The sequence below is a fragment of the Candidatus Omnitrophota bacterium genome, assembly GCA_023819145.1.
GTDB lineage: Bacteria > Omnitrophota > Gorgyraeia > DTHP01 > DTHP01 > JBFWKV01.
Genome location: JAMWCW010000009.1, coordinates 17188 through 40265, shown reverse-complemented (window position 1 = coordinate 40265; position 23078 = coordinate 17188). Strand labels below are relative to the sequence as shown.

The following is a 23078-nucleotide window of genomic DNA, read 5'->3' as shown; positions in this document are numbered from 1 at the left end:
TTAATTATAGTCATTATGCAAGATAAATTCAAGAAAATTATTCAGTTTACTTTTATTATTCTGATTTTTATAAATATTGGTTCCTTTAATAGAACCGATGCCTTTGATTATAAGTCCTTTTATCTTATTCTTATTTTTTTTCTTCTTCTTTTGCTTTGGGTTATTGGTTTAATTAAGGGTTTTTTTTCTTTCAGAAAAAGTTATGTTAATGGTTTAGTCCTTGCCTTCTTTATTTTTAATTTATGTTCTTTTATTTTATCCCCGTATAAACTTGCCAGCTCCGTTCAATTTTATCAGATATTTATATATGTGGGTATATATTTTATTTTTCTTTCTTCCTTCGATAGTTTAGGAGATATAAAGCATTTCATTACATTATTGGCTTTAAGCATCTTCTTGGTTTCTTTTTATGGGTGGTTTCAATATCTGGGTTGGGATTTTCTCAGAATTTCGCATAAAGGTATAGTGATTTCCACTTTTGTCAATAAGAATTTTCTGGGTGGTTTTTTGGCGATAAACCTACCTTTTTGTTTTGTTAATTTGCTGCTCACAAAAAAAAATCTAAATAAAATCTCTTATTTTTTGGGATGTTTAGTGTCAATTTATGCCTTAATCTTAACGGGTTCAAAGGGAGGATTTTTTATAGGTTTTACGGCAATGTTTTTCTTTTTATTTTTATATTTTATTTTTGATATGAGAAACAAGAAATTGATAAAAAATATTTTTATTTTAGCAATTATTTTTGTGGTATTTTGGGGGATGAAAATATTCTTTAAGAATTATGGAGAAAGATTTTTAATGAGTTTTAGGGAAAGATTTTTAATCTGGCGGGTAGCTTTAAATATGATTAAAGATTATCCTTTTAGAGGCGTCGGGATTGGTAATTTTGTGCTCTTTACCTCTGAATATAAAAAATTTAGCTTTTATCCTGAACAATTTATAAGACATGCCTGTAACGAATTTTTAGAGTTATGGGCAGAATTGGGCACGTTTGGTTTTTTAGCCTTTGTAATTTTATTAAGTTCAATTTCTTTTTTAATACTTAGAATTAATCTTCAAAAGGGTATTGACAAAGATTCAAAGATAATTTCTCTTATAGGATTAGCAAGTTTATGGTCCGGTATCCTTCTTAACCTCGGAGAGATAAATTTGAGGATTGTTTATTTGGGAATATATTTTTGGATAACCATTGCTATATTAGCTAAATTGATAGAAATTCATTTATGCAAATCTTTTTCCTCAATTGTTCTTTCACCATTTCTCAGAGGATTTTGTTTTCTTTTGATTATTTTTTTTAATTTTTCTCTTTTAAATTTTGCTTTTTCTCCTCTAATAATGCGTGGAATCCACGATATTAAAAGTGAATCTAAAACTGTGTTTTTAGAATCTGTGGATATGGATAATTTGGATAAAGCGATAGAGGATTTAGAAAATAAACTCAGTAGCAATTTTTCTGTAGCGCTTTATAATAATTTGGGTAATCTCTATCTCTTAAGAGGAGAGATGGATAGAGCAAAGGATTATTACCGAAGAGCAATTGGAATAAACAAACTTTCTTCCTCCGCAAACTATAATTTAGGTTATGTGTATTTTCTGGAAGGTAGGATTAAAGAGGCTTATGAAAAATTTTATTTTTGTCTTAAATTAAATCCTAAAGACAAAGATCCCTATTTTATGTTGAAGTACAAGATACTTAATTAAAATGATGGGTGGGTCTCTTAAAGACATTTCTGTGCAATATATAAAAGGAGTTGGACCCAAGCGGTGTAAAGACCTTCAACGTCTGGGAGTAAACTCAGTTTTTGACTTACTCTATCTTTTTCCTCGGCGTTATGAGGACCGTAGAGAATTTAAGAAAGTTTCTCGTTTGGAAGACGGTAGAACGGAATTGGTGATGGGAGAAGTGATTTTTACTAATTTGAGGCGTTCAAGGCGGGGGATTTATATATTTGAGGTAAGAATTACGGATGGAAGCGGAATTCTTTCTGCAGTATGGTTCAATCAGCCGTATTTAGAAAAGATGTTTCAAGAAGGCAGAAAAGTTATCCTCTATGGTAAAGTGGAGAGATTTTTGAATTACCAGATGAATTCTCCTGAATTTGAAATTATTGAAGAGCATAGTTTCGATTCGCTAAATATGGGAAGGATTGTTCCCGTATATCCCCTAACGGGGAACTTAACCCAGAGGATATTGCGGAACATTGTATATGAGGCAATTAATCATTATGCAAATAAATTATCTGAATTTATCCCCTACGATATTCGTAAACGCAATGGTATACCGAATATTGTAGAATCAGTCCATTGGATGCACTTTCCCGATGATTTTGAGAAGGAAGAATTAGCAAGGAAAAGATTTGTCTTTGAGGAATTCTTTCTTCTGCAATTAGGAATTGGAATAAAAAGGATAAAAGAAAGAATGAACAAGAAAGGGATAAGTCATCGTCTCGACCCCGATTTATTTAAAATTTTTTCGGAAAGACTTCCCTTTAGATTAACCGATAGCCAGATACATGTAATTAGAGAGATAGAAGAAGATATGGCAAAATCTAAACCTATGCAGCGTCTCCTGCAGGGAGAGGTTGGTTCAGGGAAAACGGTTATTGCTGTCTATGCTTTATTTTTAACGGTGCAAAATGGTTATCAAGGAGCCTTGATGGCACCCACAGAGATTCTTGCAGAGCAGCATTTTATTAATTTGAGTAATTTCTTTATTCCCTTTGGGATAAAAGTGGAACTCTTGATTAGCGGTGTTCCTTGCTACATAAAAGATAAGATAAAGGGAGGATTAAAAGATGGTGATATAGATATTATTGTTGGTACGCATTCGCTAATTGAGGAGAATGTAGAATTTAACAATCTTGGCTTAGTGGTAATCGATGAACAACATAAATTTGGAGTTTTGCAGAGGAAAAAGTTGCAAGATAAAGGGCTCAATCCGGACTGCCTAATTATGACTGCTACTCCCATTCCCCGTACTCTTGCCTTGACTCTTTATGGAGACTTAGATATTTCCACTCTTTACGAACTACCCAAGGGAAGAGGTAAGGTATTTACCTATTGGGTCTCAGAAGATAAAAGAAAAGATTTATATAATTTTGTTAAGGAACAATTAAAACAGGGAAGGCAGGCGTTTATTGTCTATCCTCTCATAGAGGAATCAGAAATTTTAGACGTGAAATCTGCAGTACAGATGTACGAGAGATTAAAAGAGGAAGATTTTAGAGAATTTAAAATTGGACTTCTGCATGGTAGATTATCCACTGAAGAAAAGAATATTCTAATGAAGGATTTTAAAGAAGGGAATATTGATTTGCTTGTTTCTACCATTGTGATTGAGGTAGGAATAGACATTCCTAATGTTACAGTGATTGTGGTAGAAAATGCCGAAAGATTCGGGCTTGCTCAACTACATCAATTACGCGGTAGGATAGGAAGGGGGAAATATCCCTCTTATTGTATTCTGTTTTCCTCTGCCAAAACAGAAGAGGCAAGACAAAGACTTACTGCTTTAGTAAAGACTCGCGATGGATTCGGAATTGCTGAAGAAGATTTAAAAATACGCGGTCCGGGAGAATTTTTCGGTGAACGCCAGCATGGATTTCCCGAGATTAAAGTTGGGGATATTTTAAAAGATATGGAAATACTTGAGTTGAGTAGAAAAGAAGCCTTTGGTCTCCTGGCAAACGATCCCTATTTAGATTTCTCAAAACACAGAATTTTACTAAAGACTTTAAAAGAACGATTTCCCAATCTTGAACTTGTTTCTGTAGCTTAAGAATAATATGCGCATAACCACTGGCATACTAAAAGGTAAAAAGTTAATTTCTCCCAAGTTAAAAAATTTACGTTTAACTGAAGAGAAGGTGCGTAAGGCAATTTTTGATGTTTTAGGTGAATTTGTGGAAAGAGCGGTAGTTCTGGAATTGTTTGCCGGTTCAGGAGCTTTGGGGTTGGAGGCGATTTCTCGAGGAGCAAGTAGCGTTACTTTTGTAGATAATGATAAAGAATGTATTGAAGTGGTCAAGAGAAATATTCCGCCAGAAATCAAACCAAAGACAAAAGTTATGCGAATAGATTGTTTTAGAGCTATAGATTATTTCTCTTGCCATGAAGAAAGGTTTAATTTAATTATTCTTGACCCTCCTTACAAGAAAGGTTTAGTGAGTTTAATCTTGAAAAAAATTTCAGAAAGTAGTATATTATTAGAACCTGAAGCATTAATTGTAGTAGAGCACCATGGGGAGGAAAAATTGGGTGAATTAGGGAACTTATTTCTCTTAAAACAGAGAAGATATGGTGAGGTGTTTGTTTCTTTTCTTAAATTGAAAGATAAATGATACAGATAGCTATATATCCAGGAACATTTGACCCCATTACCTACGGGCATATTGATATAATCAAACGAGCTAACTCTTTATTTAACAAGGTCATCATAGCAGTGGCAAAAAATCCTAGTAAAGAAACACTTTTTTCCTGGAAGGAAAGGGTGAATCTGGTAAAAAAAGCAGTGAGAGATGTGCAGGGAGTGGAAGTGGATACTTTTAATGGTTTGGTGGTAGATTATTTGAAAAAAAAGAAAGCAAAGATAATTATTCGTGGCTTAAGGATGATTTCAGATTTTGAGTATGAGTTTCAAATGGCACTTACTAACAGAAAGCTTGCCCCTTTTATAGAGACAATTTTTATGATGCCCAATGAAGCGTATTCTTATTTGTCTTCAAAACTGATAAAAGAAGCGGGGGCTTTAGGAGCAGACCTTTCTTATTTTGTTCCTTCTTTTGTCGAGAAGGCTTTACGGAAGAAATTTTTTGGTAAATGTCATGGGTGATGTATTATCAATTTTAAGAGAAAAGGCAAAACGCGATTCTAAAACAATTGTTCTTCCTGAAGGAGAAGATAAAAGGGTTCAGGAAGCGGTAAGTTTTATCGTAAGGGAGAAAATTGCCAAAGTATTTATTTTTGATAAAAAAGGAGAGTTGCATAAGTTGTTTAAAGAGGAAGCTGCCTCAGATTGCATAAAGATTATCGATTTAAACAATGGGGACATAATTAAAAAATATGCTTCTCTGTATTTTGAACTACGTAAAGCAAAAGGTATAAGTTTAGAGGTAGCAAGAAAAATTGTAAAAGGAAATCCTGTATTTATCGCCAGTTTAATGGTGGGAGCAAAAGAGGCAGATGGTTTTGTGGCGGGAGCAAGTTTATCTACTTCCGATGTTGCACGAGCAGCTATCCATTGCATAAAGAAGAAAGAAGGAGTTTCTACGGTTATGGGTGTTTTCATTATGGTAGTGCCCGATTGTACATATGGAGAAAAGGGGTTATTTGTTTTTGCTGATTGTGGAGTAGTCCCTGAACCTGATGATGAGCAACTTGCAGAGATTGCTATCGAAACCGCGGATTTTACAAAGGATGTTTTAGAAATATTACCAAAAGTTGCTCTCTTAAGTTATTCTACTAAAGGTTCAAGTAAAGGGGAAAATATTGATAAAATTGTCAATGCTTTAGAGATAGTTAAAAGAAGGCGTCCCGATTTATTAATTGATGGGGAATTGCAGGTTGATGCTGCTATTGTTCCAGAGGTGGCAAAGATAAAATTTCCTCATAGTCCTGTAGCAGGCTATGCTAATGTTTTAATCTTTCCCAATCTTGAAGCAGGCAATTGTGGATATAAACTCGTTCAGAGAATGGCAAAGGCGAAAGCAGTTGGCCCCCTCTTTTTAGGTTTAGAAAGTCCCGCCAGTGACCTCTCAAGGGGTTGTGATGTTGATGATATCATAGATGCGGTAGCAGTGACTGCCGTGCGTGCCCAGAAATCCAAAATTTGTACGCATTAAATTAAACAATCAGATTAAGCATATAAGATATGTTAATATTAGTAATTAATGCCGGAAGTTCTTCTATCAAATATTCTTTATTCCAGATGCCCCAGGAAACCCGTCTTTTAAGAGGCGTTTTAGAAAGGATTGGAGAAAATTTTTCTTTTATAAAACATCAGGTTAGTGGAAGAAGTGTTTTTCTTAAGAAATTAAAAATTCCTCACCATCGAGCAGGAATTAATTTTATTTTCTCTCTGCTTTTGGATAGAAAGAAAGGGGTGTTAAAAGACCTTAAAGAGATAACTGCTGTGGCCCATCGTGTGGTCCACGGAGGAGAAGCATTTCGTCAACCTTGCGTTATTGACCGAAAAAGATTGCTTAAAATAGAGGAATATAGTATACTTGCACCTTTACATAATCCTCCCGCTGTTTTGGTTATTAAGGTTTGTTTTGAACATTTGAAGGGTATCCCTCAGATAGCGGTTTTTGATACAGCTTTTCATTCTACAATGCCCAAACAGGCGTTTTTCTATGGGTTGCCTTACAATTTATACGAACGGTTTGGAATAAGAAAATATGGATTTCATGGGACAAGTCATCAATATGTGGCAGAAGAAGCAGCAAAAATTCTTAAGAAACCTTTAAAGGGTTTAAAAATAATTACTTGCCATTTAGGTAATGGATGTAGTATCACTGCGGTTAAAGGAGGAAAATCTATCGATACAAGCATGGGGTTTACTCCTTTAGAAGGATTGGTCATGGGAACGCGTCCGGGAGATTTTGACCCCTCGATCATTCTTTTTCTTTTAAAAAAGGGGTACAGTTTAGAAAAAATAGATGAGATGCTTAATAAAAAAAGTGGATTACTTGGTTTATCGGGCATAAGTAACGATATGAGGGATATAAATAAGGCGGTAAAGAAAAAAAATCCGAGGGCAAAATTAGCCAGAGATGTTTTTGTCTATCGTGTACAAAAATATATTGGAGCATATGCAGGAATTATGGGGGGGTTGGATGCTCTTGTGTTTACCGCTGGTATAGGAGAAAATCAAAAGGAAATCCGTAGAGCAATTTGTAAGGGATTAGATTTTCTTCTTAAAGTAACAAGGACGAAGGTTTTAGTTATTCATACCAATGAAGAACACCTTATTGCACGACAGTCTTATTTTTTGTTAAAAAATAATGAAAATAAAAGTAAGTAGCATTCCTTATGAGGGAGAGGTCTGCAAAGAGATATATTTACCCGAGGTTCTGGACTTAGACCGATTTGATATAAAAGTAAATAAGCCTTTTGAGGTGGATTATCATCTTTATAAAGAGGGGCACGAATTATTTGTGAAGGCAAAAGTGAGGGTATTTCTAGAAGTTGTTTGCGCAAGATGTCTCGATGCTTCAGAATTTCTTCTTGAAAAAGAGTATAGTTTTGAATACACAGTTAAGAATACCGACATTGTGGATACTACCGATGACATAAGACAGGAAATTATTCTTGATTATCCTCTAAAGCCTTTATGTAAGCCCGAATGTTTGGGCTTGTGTCCCCGATGCGGAGGAAACCTGAATAAAGGTAAATGTAATTGTAAAAGGAGTTAATCTTTTTTATAGTTTAGTTAAGTGCAGTTACTGTTTCCATACTACATAATAGAAGGGAGGAGAGAAGATGGCATTACCCAAGAGAAAATTTTCTAAGTCAAGAAGAGACAAAAGGCGTACTCATTGGAAAATCAATATTCCCAGTCTGATTGCCTGTCCTGAATGCGGTAAGATGAAATTACCTCATCGTGTATGTCCCTTTTGTGGATATTACCGAAAGAGGCAAGTGATTGTGCTCGAGAAAGAGGAAAAGGAGTAAAATGAGCAATTTTCGCATCGCGGTAGATGCTATGGGTTCAGACCACGCTCCTCATGTAGAGGTTGAGGGAGCGATTCTTGCGGTGAATGAGGGTTATGGAGAAGTGGTGCTTGTAGGTGATGAAGAAATTTTAAGAAAGGAATTAGCTAGGCATAGATTGCGTTATCCTCAGAGGATAATTATTAAACACGCTTCTGAAGTAATTGGGATGGAGGATTATCCTGCGGTAAGTGTGCGGAGAAAAAGAGAATCTTCCATCATGGTAGGGGTGGGATTGGTGAAGGAAGGTAAGGCGGATTGTTTTATTTCCGCAGGCAACACGGGAGCAGTAGTTTGTGCTACTACACTTGAATGGGGTCTTATCCCGGGTATAGAACGTCCGGGTATTGCTATAGTTTTTCCTACATTAGAAGGAGTTTGTATTCTGATTGATGCAGGTGCAAATATTAATCCCAAGCCTATGCATCTTTATCAATATGCAATTATGGGGGCGGTATATGCAAGGTATCTTTTTAACATAGATAAACCTCGGGTGGGATTGCTTAATGTTGGTGAAGAAGATACGAAAGGAACCGATTTTGTTAAAGAAACCCATCAATTACTTTTAAAGAGTGGGTTGAATTTTATTGGTAATGTAGAAGGAGGAGATATATTTAAAGGAAAGACAGATGTAATTGTTTGTGATGGCTTTGTGGGTAATGTTGCTTTGAAGATATCCGAGAGTCTTGCCTATGCTCTGATAGAATTTTTAAGAAGACATATCAAGAGAAGTGGTCTTGCGAGAATTGGTGCCTTGTTTTTAAAAAGCACATTTAGGAATTTGAAGAAGGAGATAGACTATGCGGAATACGGCGGTGCTCCTCTTTTGGGAGTAAACGGAGTCTGTATCATTTGCCACGGTGCTTCTTCTTACCGTGCAATAAAGAATGCCATTAAGTTTGCTGTTTGTTCTGTAAAGAATAATGTTAGGATACACATTCAAGAGGGAATAGAAAAGTTAGGAGCATGGTGATGTGTAATAATGCTGTAGGCATTGTAGGAGTCGGTGCGTATTTGCCGGAGAAAGTTCTTACCAATCAGGATTTGGAGAAAATGGTAGATACTACCGATGATTGGATAATTACCAGAACAGGAATAAAAGAAAGAAGAATTTCTTCTCCCGAAGACGCCACTTCAGATTTAGGAGCTCGTGCTGCAGAGGAAGCTTTGAAAGATGCGGGCTTAAGTCCGCAGGAAATAGAACTCATTATTTGTGCTACAATTACACCGGACATGTTTTTCCCTTCCACCGCTTGTTTTATTCAACGCAAAATAAAAGCCTTCAATGCAGTCTGTTTTGACATTTCTGCTGCCTGTACGGGTTACATCTATGCCATAAATATGGCAGAGCAATTTCTTAAGAATGGTACCTATAGAAACGCTTTAGTTATTGGTGCAGAAAAACTTTCTGCAATTACTGATTGGACAGATAGAAGTACCTGTGTTTTGTTTGGAGATGGTGCAGGTGCGTGTGTATTAAGAAAAGTTGATAAAGGTGGAATAATTTCTACATATTTAGGAACAGATGGTAATCAGGTTGATTTACTTCAGATACCTGCTGGTGGTTCAAGAATGCCTGCTTCATTTTCTACTGTAGAGAAGAGACTGCATTTTTTAAAGATGGAGGGATCAGAGTTGTTTAAACATGCCGTGAAATTAATGGCAGATGCTGCGGAAAAAGCGCTTGCTCAAGCAGGTCTTGACTGTAAAGATGTTACTTATCTCATTCCCCACCAGGCAAATATTCGTATTTTACAAGCAGTAGCAAAAAAAATAGGAATTTCTATGGATAAGATTTATTTAAATATTGAAAAATACGGTAATATGTCTTCCGCCTCTACTGCAGTGGCTCTATATGAGACAGTGAAATTCAAGAAGCCCAAAAAAGGCAATATAATTGTGTTGGTGGCTTTCGGTAGCGGACTAACTTGGGGAGCAACCGTAATTGAATGGGCTTAAGTCTTTTATCGATTTATTATTTTAGAGGATTAAAATGAACAAGAAGAAAATTGCCTTTGTCTTTCCTGGACAGGGAGCACAATATGTAGGAATGGGCAAGGACATTTATGAAAATTTCAGTGAAGTAAGGTTTTTGTTTGAGAAAGCAGAGGAGGTTCTTAAATTGAATTTGAGACAGTTGTGTTTTGAGGGACCTCTTGAAAGACTCACATCAACTTCCATCGCTCAGCCAGCCATTTTGGTAGTCTCTATTGCTACTCTTAATGCTTTGAAATTGGCTATTCCCTCTATTTCTCCCCAGATAACTGCGGGTTTGAGCTTGGGAGAGTATTCTGCGCTCGTAGCTGCAGAGGCAATTGATTTTGAAGATGCGGTTAAGTTGGTATATAAAAGAGGAGAATTTATGGAGGAGGCTTCTCAGATTAATCCCGGAGGGATGGTTTCTTTGTTAGGTTTGGATTATGAAACGGTAGAGATGATTTGTAATGAGTCAAGGGCAGAGATTGCCAATCTTAATTGTCCGGGGCAGATTGTTATTTCTGGTTCCCTAAAAGCACTTGAAGGAGCAGTAGCACTTGCGAAAGATAAAGGAGCTCGCAGAGCAGTTTATTTAGAAGTAAGCGGACCTTTTCATTCTTCTTTAATGTCTCCTGCCGGTAAGAAACTTTTATCGGAATTGAATCGTATAGATATAAAAAAGCCCCATATACCCGTGGTAAGTAATGTAACTGCTTATCTTGAGAAAGAACCACGTGAAATCCAAACTAATTTAGTTAATCAAATAAATCATGCTACCCGCTGGGAGGAATCAGTGAAGTTTATGGTTGATTATGGAGTTACTACATTCTTAGAAATTGGTCCAGGGAAGGTGCTTTCGGGGCTAATTCGCAGAATTGATAATGCATTAGAGGTTTACAATATCGAGACCACTCAGGATATAAAAGTATTTATGGAAAAAGTAACAATAGCTTGAAATAAACTTGACAGAAAATATTTTTTTCTTATATAATTATTCAGCCTTAAAATTAGGGAAAAGAAGATGTTATTGAAGGATAAAGTAACAATTGTAACGGGTGGAGCCCGTGGAATTGGAAAAGAGATTGCTTTGCGATTTGCCCAAGAAGGAGCAAAGTTAGTTATCTGTGACATAAATGAGGAGGAGTTAGGGAGGGCAAAAGCGGAGATCCTTAACTTTGATAAATGCGTCAGCACTTTCAAAGTGGATGTGAGTAGTAGAGAAGATATAGAAAAAATGGTGGGGAATGTTCTTGACAACTCCCAGCGAATAGATATACTAATTAACAATGCGGGGATAACCCGCGATGGATTAATTCTAAGAATGGATGAGGCAGATTGGGATAAGGTTATTGAGGTAAATTTAAAAAGCGTTTTCAATTGCACCAAAGCAGTAGCAAAGGTCATGCTTAAGCAAAAAGAAGGGAGAATTATAAATATTTCCTCGATTATTGGTCTTATTGGTAATGCAGGACAGGCAAATTATTCTGCTTCTAAAGCGGGTATAATTGGATTTACAAAGTCGGTAGCAAAAGAGTTGGCTTCGCGGGGGATTACAGTCAATGCGATTGCCCCCGGATTTATTCAAACAGAGATGACTGATAGACTTCCTCAAGATATAAAAGAAAAAATGTTGGAAAAAATACCTTTAGGTAGATTTGGGGCTCCCCGCGACATAGCCGAAGTTGCCTTGTTTCTTGCTTCTGAATCTGCAAGTTATATTACAGGTCAGGTAATTGTAGTGGATGGAGGTATGATTTAAATCGCGGTGCAAAAGAAGGGAGGTAAAGAAGATGGAAATTGTAGAAAAGGTTAAGTCTATTGTGGCAGAGCAGTTGGGTATTAAAAAAGAGGAAATAAAAGAAACCTCTTCTTTTATTGATGATTTAGGTGCGGATTCTCTGGATACTGTAGAATTGGTAATGGCTTTAGAAGAGGAATTTGGCATAGAGATTTCGGACGAAGATGCGGAAAAAATTCGCACTGTTGGCGATGCTATTAAGTATATCGAAGGCAAGATTCAACCCAAAAAATAGGGGTATTTCTTAAATATAACTTATCCATAAGACCCGCCGGCAAAAGGCGGGTTTATTCTTAAAGGATATAGCGATGGAAAAACGTCGGGTAGTGATTACAGGGATGGGCATAATTTCTCCTTTGGGTTCCACTCTTGGAGATTACTGGTGTTCTTTAAAAAACGGAGTAAGTGGGATAGGGAAAATTACCAGTTTTGATAGTTCTCCTTTTGATTGCCAGATTGCAGGTGAAGTAAAAAATTTCTCTCCCGGAGAACACATTAGTCCCAAGGAAGTCAAAAGGATGGAAAGATTTGTTCAATTTGCACTAGTGACAGCGAAGGAAGCAGTCAAGGATGCAGCATTGGACATTTCTAAAGAAGATCCTTTTCGTATAGGGGTAGTGATTGGTTCAGGTATCGGAGGGCTTCATACCGTAGAACAACAGCATAAGATACTCTTGGAGAAAGGGCCTTCACGTCTTTCCCCTTTTATGATTCCTATGATGATTGTTAATATGGCTCCTGGCCAAGTGGCTATATCTTTGGGATTAAAGGGGCCAAATTATTGCGTGGTTACTGCCTGTGCTTCCTCTGCTCATGCTATAGGTGAAGCTTTTAAAACCATCCAACGCGGACAGGCGGATGTGATTTTAAGTGGAGGGACAGAAAGTTGCATTACTGTTTTAGGCATAGGTGGTTTTTGTGCTCTTAAGGCATTGGCTACACATTATAATGACCAACCGGAAAAAGCTTCACGACCATTTGATGCCAAAAGGGAAGGTTTTGTTATGGGTGAAGGAGCGGGTGTTTTGGTGCTCGAGGAGTTACAACATGCGCTCAGGCGCAACGCAAATATCTATGCAGAGATTGTAGGTTATGGTTCCAGCGATGACGCTTATCACATTACCGCCCCCGATCCCGACGGTCAAGGTGCTGCTCGGGCAATGAACATGGCAATTGAAGATGCTGGTTTTTCACCCCAGGAAATTGATTATATAAATGCTCATGGCACTTCTACTCAGTTGAATGACAAGGTAGAGACCTTAGCGATAAAACTTGTATTCGGAGAATATGCTAAGAAAATTCCCATAAGTTCTACCAAATCGATGACTGGACATTTATTAGGAGCTGCGGGAGCGGTAGAACTAATTGCTACAGTATTGACTATAAAATATGGCATAATTCCTCCTACCATAAATTATGAATTTTCTGACCCCGAATGCGACCTTGATTACGTTCCTAATGTTGCACGGCAGAAAAGTGTTACAGTTGCTTTGTCTAATTCGTTAGGATTTGGTGGACACAATGCCACTCTCCTGGTAAGAAAATTTGTCTAAAAATGTCTTTAAAAAATTCATTCTTTTTCTTTATTAATTGGGGAAGGAAGAAATTGCCCGCCGTGCCTGTGGATAAAAAAGATTCTAACGGAAGAATAATTATCCTTCCTGGTTCGGTAGAAGTGACATTACCACGAAATGACATGGTTGCTTTAAACTTAGATTCCCCCTTAAATATCAAATCGAGTCTACAGGGAATAATTAATCAGATAAATTCTAAAAATGGTTTAGCTATTCTTTCCCATCCCAGCTATTTACTCAAGCCCTACAATCGGCGTAAACTTTTTAGGTTAGATGGGTATTTGGGTATAGAGATATATAATCCCAATAAAATTCCTTGGCCTGAATCTACCCGTCGCTGGGATTTTCTCTTGGTTCGCAAATTTGATAGGAAGATTTGGGGTTTTACTTCTGACGATATGCATGATTTAAAAAGAGATGCAGGGAGGGCTTGGATTATGGTGAGAACAGAAGTTATGGATGTAACAGGGATATTAGAGGCATTGAAGCGGGGTTCTTTTTATTCTACCACCGGCCCATTGGTCGAGGAGATTATTAATAGAGAAACTAGTATTTATCTACATTTGAAATCTCCCGCTCAGATTAAATACATTAGAAATGGGCATAAGGTTTGCCAGATAAACTTTGGTAAAGAATCAACCTATTATTTTAGCCCAGACGATAAATATGTTCGCATTGAGATTAAAGATTTGAAAAATAGGAAAAAAGCATGGACCCAACCAATTTTTGCTAAAGATGGCAAGGTAACTTATTTCCCTTATTTTGGTAAGGGAGAGTGGTTGAAGGGCTGTATTCATATCCATACAGAAACAGATGGCGGGACAGCGAGTTTAGAAGAGGTAATTGGATGGTATAAAACCCACGGTTATCATTTTCTTGCGATTACTGAGCACAACTTTATTGCTCATCCTAAGTTCTTATCAGAGGTATAATTCTTTTAGACGTGTTTTCCAAAGTTACCCACTACGGGCTTATTTATTTTTTCAAAGTCTTTATATTTCATCTTAATCATATCTGAATGGGTTCCTGCATTGAAGACGATTTCTGTGTTTTCTGTCAATGATTTATCCACATATACAGGAAGATTTAATAATGGTCCCAAGGGAGGCATTGCCCCCGGTTCAATATCGGGGAACAATTTATTCATATCTTCTTCCTTAGCAAGCATAGTTTTTTTAACCTTAGCAATCTTTTTGATTTTGTTAAAATCAATCAGATAAGTTGCAGGTAGAACTGCGAGCAGAAAATTTTTATCTGTCTTTATCAAAACTGTCTTTGCTACGCGGTTACCAGAGACATGTTGCAGAGCAGCGATTTCTTGAGCGGTATAGGCGATTTCATGTTTTAGAGTTTTATAGTTGACCTTATTTTTCTTTAGATAGTTAATGATTTTTCTGGGTATGCCCATGATTCCTCCTTTTTAAAACTGTTATTTTGATTCGGATTTTCTCACAGGATAAATTTTAAGTCAAGAAAAATTTTATAATTATTTCTTGGTTTTCTGTTATAATTTATATTGCGTGAGAACGAACCATTTTAGCTGAGGGGTTTTCTAAATGCAGATAAGAAAAATTGAGAGAACCATCCGTTATTCTTTTGTCCGTCTGTTTCTAAGATTATTGGCGGTTGTCGTTTATTTTATTCCTCTTTCTTTCTTACGTAAACTTGGTGTTTTACTTGGTAAGATTTTCTACAAGGTTTCAAAATACTATCGGCAATTGGCGCTTAATAATCTGAGGGTTGTTTTTCCGCAGAAGAATAATAATGAAAGGAGGAATATTTTATACAAATCAACGCTCTTTTTAGGAGCAAATACATCTGATACTTTATGGTTCTTAGTTCATTCTCGAAGAAGAAAAAATTTGGCATATTTAGAGAATCGTAAAATAATTGATGATGCTTTAAAGGCACATAAAGGAATAATCGGGATAACTGCTCATATCGGGGCTTTTACTATTTTGGGAGGAGTATTGTCAGAATACGGATATCCCGTTAACTATATTTTGCGCACCCCACGTGATGAGAAAATGGCAAATGTTTTGGGGAGAGGATTACGCATGCAGAAAGTTAGACCGATATTTACTAAGCCTGCAATAAGATGTGTGGAGAGATCCATAGAAGTTCTTAGAAACAATGAGATTTTGATTATTCTTATAGACCAGGATGCGGGCAGTTCGGGTTTATTTGTTAAATTTTTTAATCGTTACACCTCGGCACCTGCCGGTCCAGTAATTTTGTCTCTACGCACCGGTGCAAACATAATTCCCATGTTTATACTAAGAGAACAAGAGAGACATAAACTCATAGTATATCCGGAGTTTAAGATTGCACATAAAGAAAATATTGAGCGGACCATTTTTGATAATACTCAGAATTTAGTTATTTTACTGCAAGATGTTATAGAGCAATATCCTGAACAATGGAGTTGGATTGATCGGAGATGGAGAATTTAAGGATAGACAGAGGAGGTAAGTTCTATGTTTAAAACAAAAAAACAGCATTCCGCAGGGGGAGTGGTTTTTCGCGAGAAAGAAGGCAGGCTTGAAGTGGCTTTGATTTCTCGCAATAAGAATACTATATGGTGCCTTCCCAAAGGTAAAATAGAACCAGGAGAATCTCCCGAAGAGGCAGCAATACGTGAGGTAAAAGAAGAAACAGGTTTAGAAGGTCAGTTGATTCAGAAACTGAACTCTATCCATTATTTTTATTCTTCCAAAGAAGAGGGAACTATTTTTTCTAAAACGGTGGACTTTTTTCTATTTAAATACACGAATGGAAATATTGAAGATCACAATTGGGAAGTAGATAGTGTGGAATGGCTGGAGATAGATGAGGCAATTAACAGATTGTCATATAAATCTGAGAGAGAAACAATGGAAAAGGCAAGAAAGATACTTCAGGAAAAATAAAATTTTTCCCTTGCCTTTTGAATTTTCTCTGTGTTAAAATCTCCTAATTAGGGGAGGTTGGTTTTATTATCTGGATGAGGGAGGTGATTTAAGTGGGTAAGTTTTTAGCAATTATTGGAGGGCTTGTAAGTATTGCTTTAGGGATTTTGTTCTTAACCCCAAAATGGTGGTGGGGAAATTTTCTTACCGTTTTAAAAGGTAGCGTTCCACCGATGCTTATCTTTGGAGGATTGATTGCTTTAATTGCTGGTATTGGTGAAGTAAAGGATGCCATAGCAAGAGCAAAGGAAAAGAAAGAAGAAGAAAAAAAATAGAAGCGTTTTTTAAAACAGCCTCCCCTTGTCTGTTTTTCATATTAAGCAAATTGTTAATTAATATTATAAATAAATTATCTTGTAGATGAGCCCGCAAGGGCTCATTTATGGTTTTAAGGGTTATGTTAAGGATGAAGATAGATGTGGCTAGGCTCTGGAAGAGTTTATCTAACATTTCTTATTTAAAGGACCTATGTGTTCTACAGCGGAAGAAGTCCGTAGATGTTTTTATTGTTGGTGGTATAATCAGGGATTTATTACTCAATAGAGTATCTGTTAAGGAGGTAGTAGAGATAGATTTTGCAGTTAGTGGAGAGGTAAAAGATTTTACTCAGTTTCTTTCTTGCCAACTAAAGGGACATTTTGTTATTCTGGATGAAAAAAGTAAGACTTTTCGTATAGTTTTCGACGGTGAAAAACCATATCAATTTGATTTTAGCCAATTTCGTGGAGCCAATATCGCAGAGGACCTCTATTTGCGTGATTTTACAGTTAACGCGTTGGCTTTGGATTTAAAGGGTTTAAGAGACAAAAATTTGTTTAAGCTGATTGACCCTTGGGGAGGTCTTGAGGATATGAAAAAGAAGACAATCCGTGTAGTATCCGAGAAAAGTTTTATTGATGACCCTTTAAGGATAGTTCGTGCCTTTACTTTTTCTCAGGAATTAGGTTTTAGAATTGCGCCTTTTACAGAAAGTTTGATTAAAAAGGAAGCCTCTCTTTTATCTGGAGTTGCTGGAGAAAGAATTACCGAGCAACTTGCACGTATTTTGGAAACGCCCTTTTCCTATGAAATGATAAGAAAGATGGACGGTTTAGGAGTTTTAGATAAAATATTTCCTCTTATCATTGGAATGCGGGGAGTAGAGCAAGGCCCTTATCATCATCTGGATGTTTGGAAGCATTCTTTAAGAACTTTAAAAGAGCTAGAGAAACTTCTTGCCCAATTGTACTCTAAAAAATTAATCGGAAAAAGGATTAGAGAATATTTGGAAGAAAGAATTGCCGGTGTAAGAAAAAGGTTGTTTGTATTAAAATTAGGAGCGCTGTTTCATGATTTAGGTAAACCGTGGGCTAAAGAGATTACCGCTGATGGCAAAATTCGTTTTATTGGGCATGAAAAGCTGGGGGCAGAATTAGCATGTAAAATAATTGAGAGATTAAAACTTTCTTCTCGTGAGGAGAATATACTTATAAAGCTAATTAATTTACATCTTCGTCCCGGATATCTTGTAGATACAAAAGATGTTTCTCCGCGTGCAAAACTGCGTTTTTTCCGTGTTGGCGGAGAAGAGAGCATTGCGCTTATATTGGTTGCTCTTGCAGATAAATTTTCTACGCGCGGTCCGTTGACCACCTCCCAGAGTCGGAGAGAATTCAAAAAATATCTTCTTCATCTTATTCAGGCATATTTTTATGAACAGGATATCGTAAAACCGCCAAGAATATTAAATGGCGAAGAGGTGATGCAGATATTAAATATCTCACCAGGTCCATTAGTGGGTAAAATATTAAAGACTTTAGAAGAAGCCCAGGTAGAGAAGAGAATAAAAGATAAAAAAGAAGCAGAAGATTTTGTTAGATATTTGTATAAGTCTGTAGGAGAAATTAAAGAGAAAAATAATGGTGCGCTACAGGGTTAGAAATTATATTTACAAGGTAATTACCGATAAAAAATATTCTTTTATAGCAAATTTAATTAAATTCATCTTTTTAGTTATTTCTTTTGTTTATCTTTTCTTCATCAAGCTGATTTTATTTTTATATGACAAAAATTTATGTAAGAGGAAATCTTTTGATGCTAAAGTAGTGAGCATCGGTAATATTACCTGGGGAGGAACGGGAAAGACTCCCCTCGTGGAAAGTATAACAAGATATTTTAGAACCCAAGGAAACCGTGTAGTTATATTGTCACGCGGATACGGTGGACATAAATACTTTAAATTACCTACCGATGAAATACTTTTGCTATCGCATAAATTAGCTGATATTCCCATTGTTGTTGACTCTAACCGTAAGAGAGGCATAAATAAAGCTTTACAAGAATACCACGCCGATATAGTTATTTTGGACGATGGATTTCAACAGTGGGGAATAAAGAAAGATTTAGAAATAGTTGTTATCGACGGTATTAACCCTTTTGGTAATGGCTGGCTTATCCCCCGCGGTATTTTACGGGAGCCGATTTCTTCTTTAAAGAGGGCTGATTTTTTTGTTATTAACAAGACGGATTTGGTGAAAGAAAAAAGTAGTTTAGATAGGCTGAAATACGAGTTAGAGAGAATTAATCATAGGGCTCAAATTTTTAATGCCATTTATCTCCCTCAATTTTTACAGAATTTAGCCAATGGGGAGAAGAAAGATTTAAGTATTATAAAAGGAAAAGATGTGTGTATATTCTCAGGGATAGCTTCACCTCAATCTTTTAAATTTACAGTAGAGAAATTGGGGGGCAATATAAAATTGGTTTTTGAATTCTTGGACCATTATTGCTATAAAGAGCCTGATTTACTTAAGATTTTTTCTTCTTGTATTGGAAATGGCGTTAAAATTTTACTCACTACCGAAAAAGATGCGGTGAGATTAACTCCCTTGCTTGAGATTATAAAAAAATATTCTAATACTTTGCATCTTTTTAGTTTAGCAGTGGAAATGAAAATTTTAGAATCTGAGATATTTTATGGTCGATTATCTACTTTACATAACGGTTAGATTCTTGAGTTTTTTAGTCTGTCTTATGCCTATTAAGGTTTCTCTTTTCTTTGCTCGTTGTCTGGGCACAATATTGTATTACCTTCTGGCGAAGAGAGCAAAGTTGGCGTATCTAAATTTGAAATTAGCCCTCGAGGGACATCTATCTATGGAACGGAGAAGAGGGATAGTAAAAGAATTATTTCGTAATCTTTCAATGAATTTAATAGAGTTTCTCTATTTTCCACGCATAAATCAACGGTATGTAGATAAATACATAAAGATAATTGGAGAAGACAAAATCAAAAAGGTCTTACAGAGGGGTAAAGGATTAATTTTTCTCACCGCTCATTTTGGTAACTGGGAACTTTCTTCGTTGGTAGCTCAGATAAAAGGATATCCGATGGTAGTTTTAGCCCGTCAACAGAAACCTCACCGTTTAAATGAACTGCTTAATCATTATCGGGGGCGATTGGGAGCAAAGGTAGTTGTGCGTGGTTCGTTTATGCGCGATATTTTGAGCAGTTTAAGAAAAAACAATATTGTAGGCATCCTCGGAGACCAGAAATCAGGAAAAAGCGGTATGCTGGTAGAGTTGTTTTCTCTTTTAGCGTGGACGCCTTCGGGGGTAGTAGAGATAAGCCGTCATACAGGGGCGGGTGTCCTTCCAGTGTTTATAATAAGAGAGGACGGTCCATATCATCGTATTGAAGTTGGAGATGAGTTGCCGATAGAAAAAGAGGATAAATATTTTTTAAGACAATTTCACATTATTCTTGAAAAATACATAGAGAAATATCCTCATCAGTGGCTCTGGTTTCACCATCGTTGGAAAGGTAGCCCAAACAGGAGAATTATCATTCTCTCCGATGGTAAAGCGGGGCATCTTAACCAAGCAAGGGCCCTGGCTAATATGGTTAGAGAGGTTTGGGAAGAAAGATTTGCAGTTTTATCTGATGACCAAAAGAATAACCTGTTGGAAATTAGGGAGATAGAAATCAGTTTTAGAAACCTCTTTGCAAGATATCTAATCAATGTATTAGGTTTTTTTGCGCGTGATAATTGTCGTGGATGCTTGAGATGTTTAAGAGTATGTTTAAGGAAAGAATCTTATAACCAAGTTGTTTCTTTACATGGCGATATAATTATTTCCTGTGGGGTAAATCTTTCTGCAGTTAATTTGTTTCTTGCGGAGGAAAACCGAGCCAAAAGTATTGTAATTATGAAACCCGGATTAGTATCTCTTAAAAGATTTGATTTGGCGGTTATTCCTTTCCATGACCAGCCACGGAAGTTGCGCAATATTGCCGTTACGCATACGGCGCTTAATTTAATTAATGAGAAGACAATGGAAGAGGGAAAAAAGAATTTAAAAGAAGCGGGTTTTATTTTGAAAAACGATAGATTAAAAATTGGGGTTTTAATCGGAGGAGAAACAAAAAACTACACTTTAACTGAGGAAGTGATAGATAAGGTAATAGATGAGTTAATAGGGTTAACTAGAATTAGGGGAATAGAATTATTGGTTACTACCTCCCGCAGAACATCTCCCCAAATAGACAACTTGATTAAAAAGAGACTTCTTGGAACTTCAATTTGTCCTCTCTTAATAATTGCTAATGAAAAAAACATCGAAAAAGCGGTTGGGGGTATTTTGGGATTAGCGGATGTTGTGGTTGTTTCCGGAGAGAGCATTTCCATGGTCTCAGAGGCATTGAGTTCTAAGAAGCCCGTGGTTGTTTTTGAGGCTGAGAAAAAGGGATTAAAAATCGATACAAAACAGGAAAGATTCTTAGGAAATCTGGAAGCTTGTGGTTATATAAGTTTGGTAAGTCCAGCTGAGGTTGGAGAAGAGATAGTATCAATTTTACAAAAGCCACATATAAAAGATTTTTTTGAGGACAGAGCATACCTTTATGGTAAAATAAAAAATCTAATAACCTGATATTTTATAGAATGAATATTTTACAACTTTTACCCCAACTTAATGAAGGCGGAGTAGAAAGGGGTACCGTTGACCTGACGAAGTTCCTCGTCCAGAATGGGCATAGAGCGATAGTTATTTCTAAGGGTGGACGATTGGTGAAGGAATTGAGGGAAAATGGTGTTATCCATTATACTTTACCCGTCCATGAGAAATTTATCTTTACGATAATACGTATGATTTTTAAAGTGGCGAGAATATTAGAGCAGGAAAAAATAGATATAGTTCATGCTCGCTCACGTGTTCCCGCTTGGATAGGATATTTTGCCTATCGTTTATATCTTTCACGCTCTGCAAAAAAAGATTTGCTTAATTGGATGGTTTTTCTTACTACCTGCCATGGTTATTACAAAAGACATCTATTCAGCCACATAATGAAATGGGGTAAATATGTGATTGTGGTTAGTTCCGTTATTGGCAAGCATATGCGTAACCATTTCGGCGTTCCTTTCTATCGACTCAGACTCATTCATCGGGGAGTAGATTTGAACTTATTCCAATACAAAGAACCGAAATCGGACCTGAAAGATGGCTGTAAAGTGGGGATGATTGGGAGGATTACTCCCCTCAAGGGTCATACCGATTTCTTAAAAGCCATGGCGAAAGTAGTAAGAATTGTTCCTAAAGTAAAAGTTGTTATTGCTGGTGAGGTTTCTCCAGGGAGAAGAGAGTATAAACGCGAATTGGATTTACTCATTAGACAACTGGGGCTTGAGCGGTATGTGGAATTTGTAGGACACATAGATAACATTGTGGAATTATTACATAGTTTAGACCTTCTTGTTTTGGCCACCACAACCCATGAGGCTTTTGGAAGGGTGCTTATTGAAGCAGGTGCCTGCGGAGTACCGGTGGTAGCTACGCAGGTAGGCGGGGTTATGGACATAATAAAGGATAAAGTAAATGGACTTTTAGTTTCTCCAGGCAATCCTCCTGAACTGGCGGAAGCGATTACGAAACTTTTGCGAGAAAGAGGATTGGCGAGGGAATTTGCTCAAAAAGCAAGGAAATATGTAGAAATTGATTTTTCTTTGAGGAAAATGACCGAACAGACTCTTTTGGTTTATAAGGATGCTTTGCAAGTGTTGAGGATTTTAATAATTAAATATAGTGCTTTGGGAGATGTTGTTTTAGCAATACCCAGCATTCGCGCAATAAAAAAACATTTTCCTCAGGCACGCATTACTGTTTTGACTAGTAGACAAGCACGGGAAATGATTGCAAAACTTCCTTATGTTGATGATGTAGTTATTATTGACAAGAATCGCTATCAAAGCCGTTTTCAAATGTTAAAGGAAATAGGGAAAATACTCCGCAATGATGTTTTTGATTTGGTAATCGACCTGCAGAATAATAAAACAAGTCACCTTTTGTCTTATCTTTCGCTTTCTCCACGGAGGATTGGTTATGATAACGGAAAATTTTCTTTCCTTTTGAATTATCGTCTAAAGGATACTAAAGAGACGATTTCTCCACTTGAACACCAATTCAGGTTATTAAATAGTTTTGGTATAAAATGTGAGGACAAGCGATTAGAGTTATTTATTGACCAGAGAGACGAAGAATACATTGATAATTTTTTAAATAATAACTGGCTCTCTGCCTCCCAGATTTTAGTAGGGATGAATATCGGCGCGAGTTCGCGTTGGTTTTCTAAACGCTGGCCCTTAGAGAGATTTGCTTATTTAGCAGAAGAACTTTCTTCAAAAGGGATACGGATAATTATAACGGGTACGGAAGAAGATAGAGAGGAGATAAAACGCAATCAGGTTCTACTCCGTACCAAGCCCATAAATACTTGTGGCAGAACTACCATTTCACAGTTGGCTGCGCTTATAAAGCGTTGTGCAGTTTATATTACCGGAGACTCCTGTCCGCTTCATCTGGCTATGGCAGTAGATACTCCCACGGTGGCTTTATTTGGGCCCACTGACTACCGTAAACACATTGCTTATCCTAAAGATAACCTTATTGTAATACATAAAAAAATATTCTGTGGCCCTTGCTATAGGCCTGCCTGTAAAGATTATGAATGTATGCGGAGGATTACGGTGCAAGAGGTTGCCGATGCGGTTATTAAATTGTTGAGAGTAAGATTTCCCTCATTATCATAATGAT

The 23078-nt window shown here is 36.7% G+C and carries 23 protein-coding genes; 22 read left to right on the top strand and 1 reads right to left on the bottom strand.

From position 1 onward, the window contains the following. The first annotated feature begins 15 nt into the window (after positions 1-15). From NC818_05570 to NC818_05500, 15 genes are all read left to right on the top strand, one after another. Entirely contained in the window at positions 16-1701 is a 1686-nt protein-coding gene (locus NC818_05570) for an O-antigen ligase family protein (GenBank protein ID MCM8784222.1), read from the top strand. A gap of 1 nt (position 1702) precedes the next feature. Beyond that, entirely contained in the window at positions 1703-3778 is a 2076-nt protein-coding gene (gene recG, locus NC818_05565) for an ATP-dependent DNA helicase RecG (protein ID MCM8784221.1), read from the top strand. Positions 3779-3785: 7 nt separating this feature from the next. Then, positions 3786-4340 carry a 16S rRNA (guanine(966)-N(2))-methyltransferase RsmD gene (rsmD, locus tag NC818_05560; GenBank protein MCM8784220.1) on the top strand — a complete coding sequence of 185 codons (555 nt, stop codon included), beginning with the start codon at positions 3786-3788 and terminating at the stop codon, positions 4338-4340. Beyond that, complete coding sequence (gene coaD / locus NC818_05555; GenBank protein ID MCM8784219.1) at positions 4340-4831, top strand: pantetheine-phosphate adenylyltransferase; 492 nt, start codon at positions 4340-4342, stop codon at positions 4829-4831. Before rsmD ends, coaD begins: the two co-directional genes overlap by 1 nt. After that, positions 4824-5840, top strand: a complete 1017-nt coding sequence (gene pta / locus NC818_05550; GenBank protein MCM8784218.1) for a phosphate acetyltransferase — start codon at positions 4824-4826, stop codon at positions 5838-5840. Before coaD ends, pta begins: the two co-directional genes overlap by 8 nt. Positions 5841-5869: 29 nt before the next feature. After that, positions 5870-7024 carry an acetate kinase gene (locus NC818_05545; GenBank protein MCM8784217.1) on the top strand — a complete coding sequence of 385 codons (1155 nt, stop codon included), beginning with the start codon at positions 5870-5872 and terminating at the stop codon, positions 7022-7024. Beyond that, the gene (locus tag NC818_05540) at positions 7005-7415 is read left to right on the top strand and encodes a DUF177 domain-containing protein (protein ID MCM8784216.1); all 411 of its coding nucleotides are present in this window, start codon (positions 7005-7007) and stop codon (positions 7413-7415) included. Before NC818_05545 ends, NC818_05540 begins: the two co-directional genes overlap by 20 nt. Before the next feature lie 67 nt (positions 7416-7482). Then, entirely contained in the window at positions 7483-7674 is a 192-nt protein-coding gene (gene rpmF, locus NC818_05535) for a 50S ribosomal protein L32 (protein MCM8784215.1), read from the top strand. Position 7675: 1 nt separating this feature from the next. Continuing rightward, positions 7676-8686, top strand: a complete 1011-nt coding sequence (gene plsX / locus NC818_05530; GenBank protein MCM8784214.1) for a phosphate acyltransferase PlsX — start codon at positions 7676-7678, stop codon at positions 8684-8686. Further along, positions 8686-9672, top strand: coding sequence for a ketoacyl-ACP synthase III (locus NC818_05525; GenBank protein ID MCM8784213.1), 987 nt, complete (start codon positions 8686-8688; stop codon positions 9670-9672). The genes plsX and NC818_05525 overlap by 1 nt, the downstream gene beginning before the upstream one ends. 34 nt (positions 9673-9706) lie before the next feature. Beyond that, positions 9707-10645: an ACP S-malonyltransferase gene (gene fabD / locus NC818_05520; GenBank protein ID MCM8784212.1), complete on the top strand. Its 939-nt coding sequence runs from the start codon at positions 9707-9709 to the stop codon at positions 10643-10645. Between the two features lie 66 nt (positions 10646-10711). After that, on the top strand, positions 10712-11449 hold the full coding sequence (fabG, locus tag NC818_05515) for a 3-oxoacyl-[acyl-carrier-protein] reductase (GenBank protein MCM8784211.1): 738 nt from the start codon (positions 10712-10714) through the stop codon (positions 11447-11449). Between the two features lie 31 nt (positions 11450-11480). Beyond that, entirely contained in the window at positions 11481-11723 is a 243-nt protein-coding gene (gene acpP, locus NC818_05510; protein ID MCM8784210.1) for an acyl carrier protein, read from the top strand. 73 nt (positions 11724-11796) lie between these two features. Next, positions 11797-13041: a beta-ketoacyl-ACP synthase II gene (gene fabF, locus NC818_05505; protein ID MCM8784209.1), complete on the top strand. Its 1245-nt coding sequence runs from the start codon at positions 11797-11799 to the stop codon at positions 13039-13041. 2 nt (positions 13042-13043) lie between these two features. Continuing rightward, entirely contained in the window at positions 13044-13994 is a 951-nt protein-coding gene (locus NC818_05500) for a hypothetical protein (GenBank protein ID MCM8784208.1), read from the top strand. A gap of 5 nt (positions 13995-13999) precedes the next feature. Here NC818_05500 and NC818_05495 read toward each other — a convergent pair whose 3' ends face one another. After that, a complete protein-coding gene (locus tag NC818_05495; protein ID MCM8784207.1) occupies positions 14000-14470 on the bottom strand; it encodes a YbaK/EbsC family protein in 471 nt (156 codons plus the stop codon). A gap of 148 nt (positions 14471-14618) precedes the next feature. Between NC818_05495 and NC818_05490 the strand changes: the two genes are divergently transcribed. The 7 genes from NC818_05490 (at position 14619) to waaF (ending at position 23074) form a co-directional block, all read left to right on the top strand. After that, positions 14619-15515 carry a hypothetical protein gene (locus tag NC818_05490; protein MCM8784206.1) on the top strand — a complete coding sequence of 299 codons (897 nt, stop codon included), beginning with the start codon at positions 14619-14621 and terminating at the stop codon, positions 15513-15515. A gap of 24 nt (positions 15516-15539) precedes the next feature. Further along, complete coding sequence (locus NC818_05485) at positions 15540-15971, top strand: NUDIX hydrolase (protein MCM8784205.1); 432 nt, start codon at positions 15540-15542, stop codon at positions 15969-15971. 92 nt (positions 15972-16063) lie between these two features. Further along, the gene (locus NC818_05480) at positions 16064-16285 is read left to right on the top strand and encodes a hypothetical protein (GenBank protein ID MCM8784204.1); all 222 of its coding nucleotides are present in this window, start codon (positions 16064-16066) and stop codon (positions 16283-16285) included. A 107-nt stretch (positions 16286-16392) separates the two neighbouring features. Further along, positions 16393-17928, top strand: a complete 1536-nt coding sequence (locus tag NC818_05475; GenBank protein MCM8784203.1) for an HD domain-containing protein — start codon at positions 16393-16395, stop codon at positions 17926-17928. Then, the gene (gene lpxK, locus NC818_05470) at positions 17909-18997 is read left to right on the top strand and encodes a tetraacyldisaccharide 4'-kinase (protein MCM8784202.1); all 1089 of its coding nucleotides are present in this window, start codon (positions 17909-17911) and stop codon (positions 18995-18997) included. Before NC818_05475 ends, lpxK begins: the two co-directional genes overlap by 20 nt. A gap of 25 nt (positions 18998-19022) precedes the next feature. Further along, complete coding sequence (locus tag NC818_05465) at positions 19023-20921, top strand: mitochondrial fission ELM1 family protein (protein MCM8784201.1); 1899 nt, start codon at positions 19023-19025, stop codon at positions 20919-20921. 11 nt (positions 20922-20932) lie between these two features. Beyond that, the gene (gene waaF / locus NC818_05460) at positions 20933-23074 is read left to right on the top strand and encodes a lipopolysaccharide heptosyltransferase II (protein MCM8784200.1); all 2142 of its coding nucleotides are present in this window, start codon (positions 20933-20935) and stop codon (positions 23072-23074) included. The last annotated feature ends 4 nt before the right edge of the window (positions 23075-23078 follow it).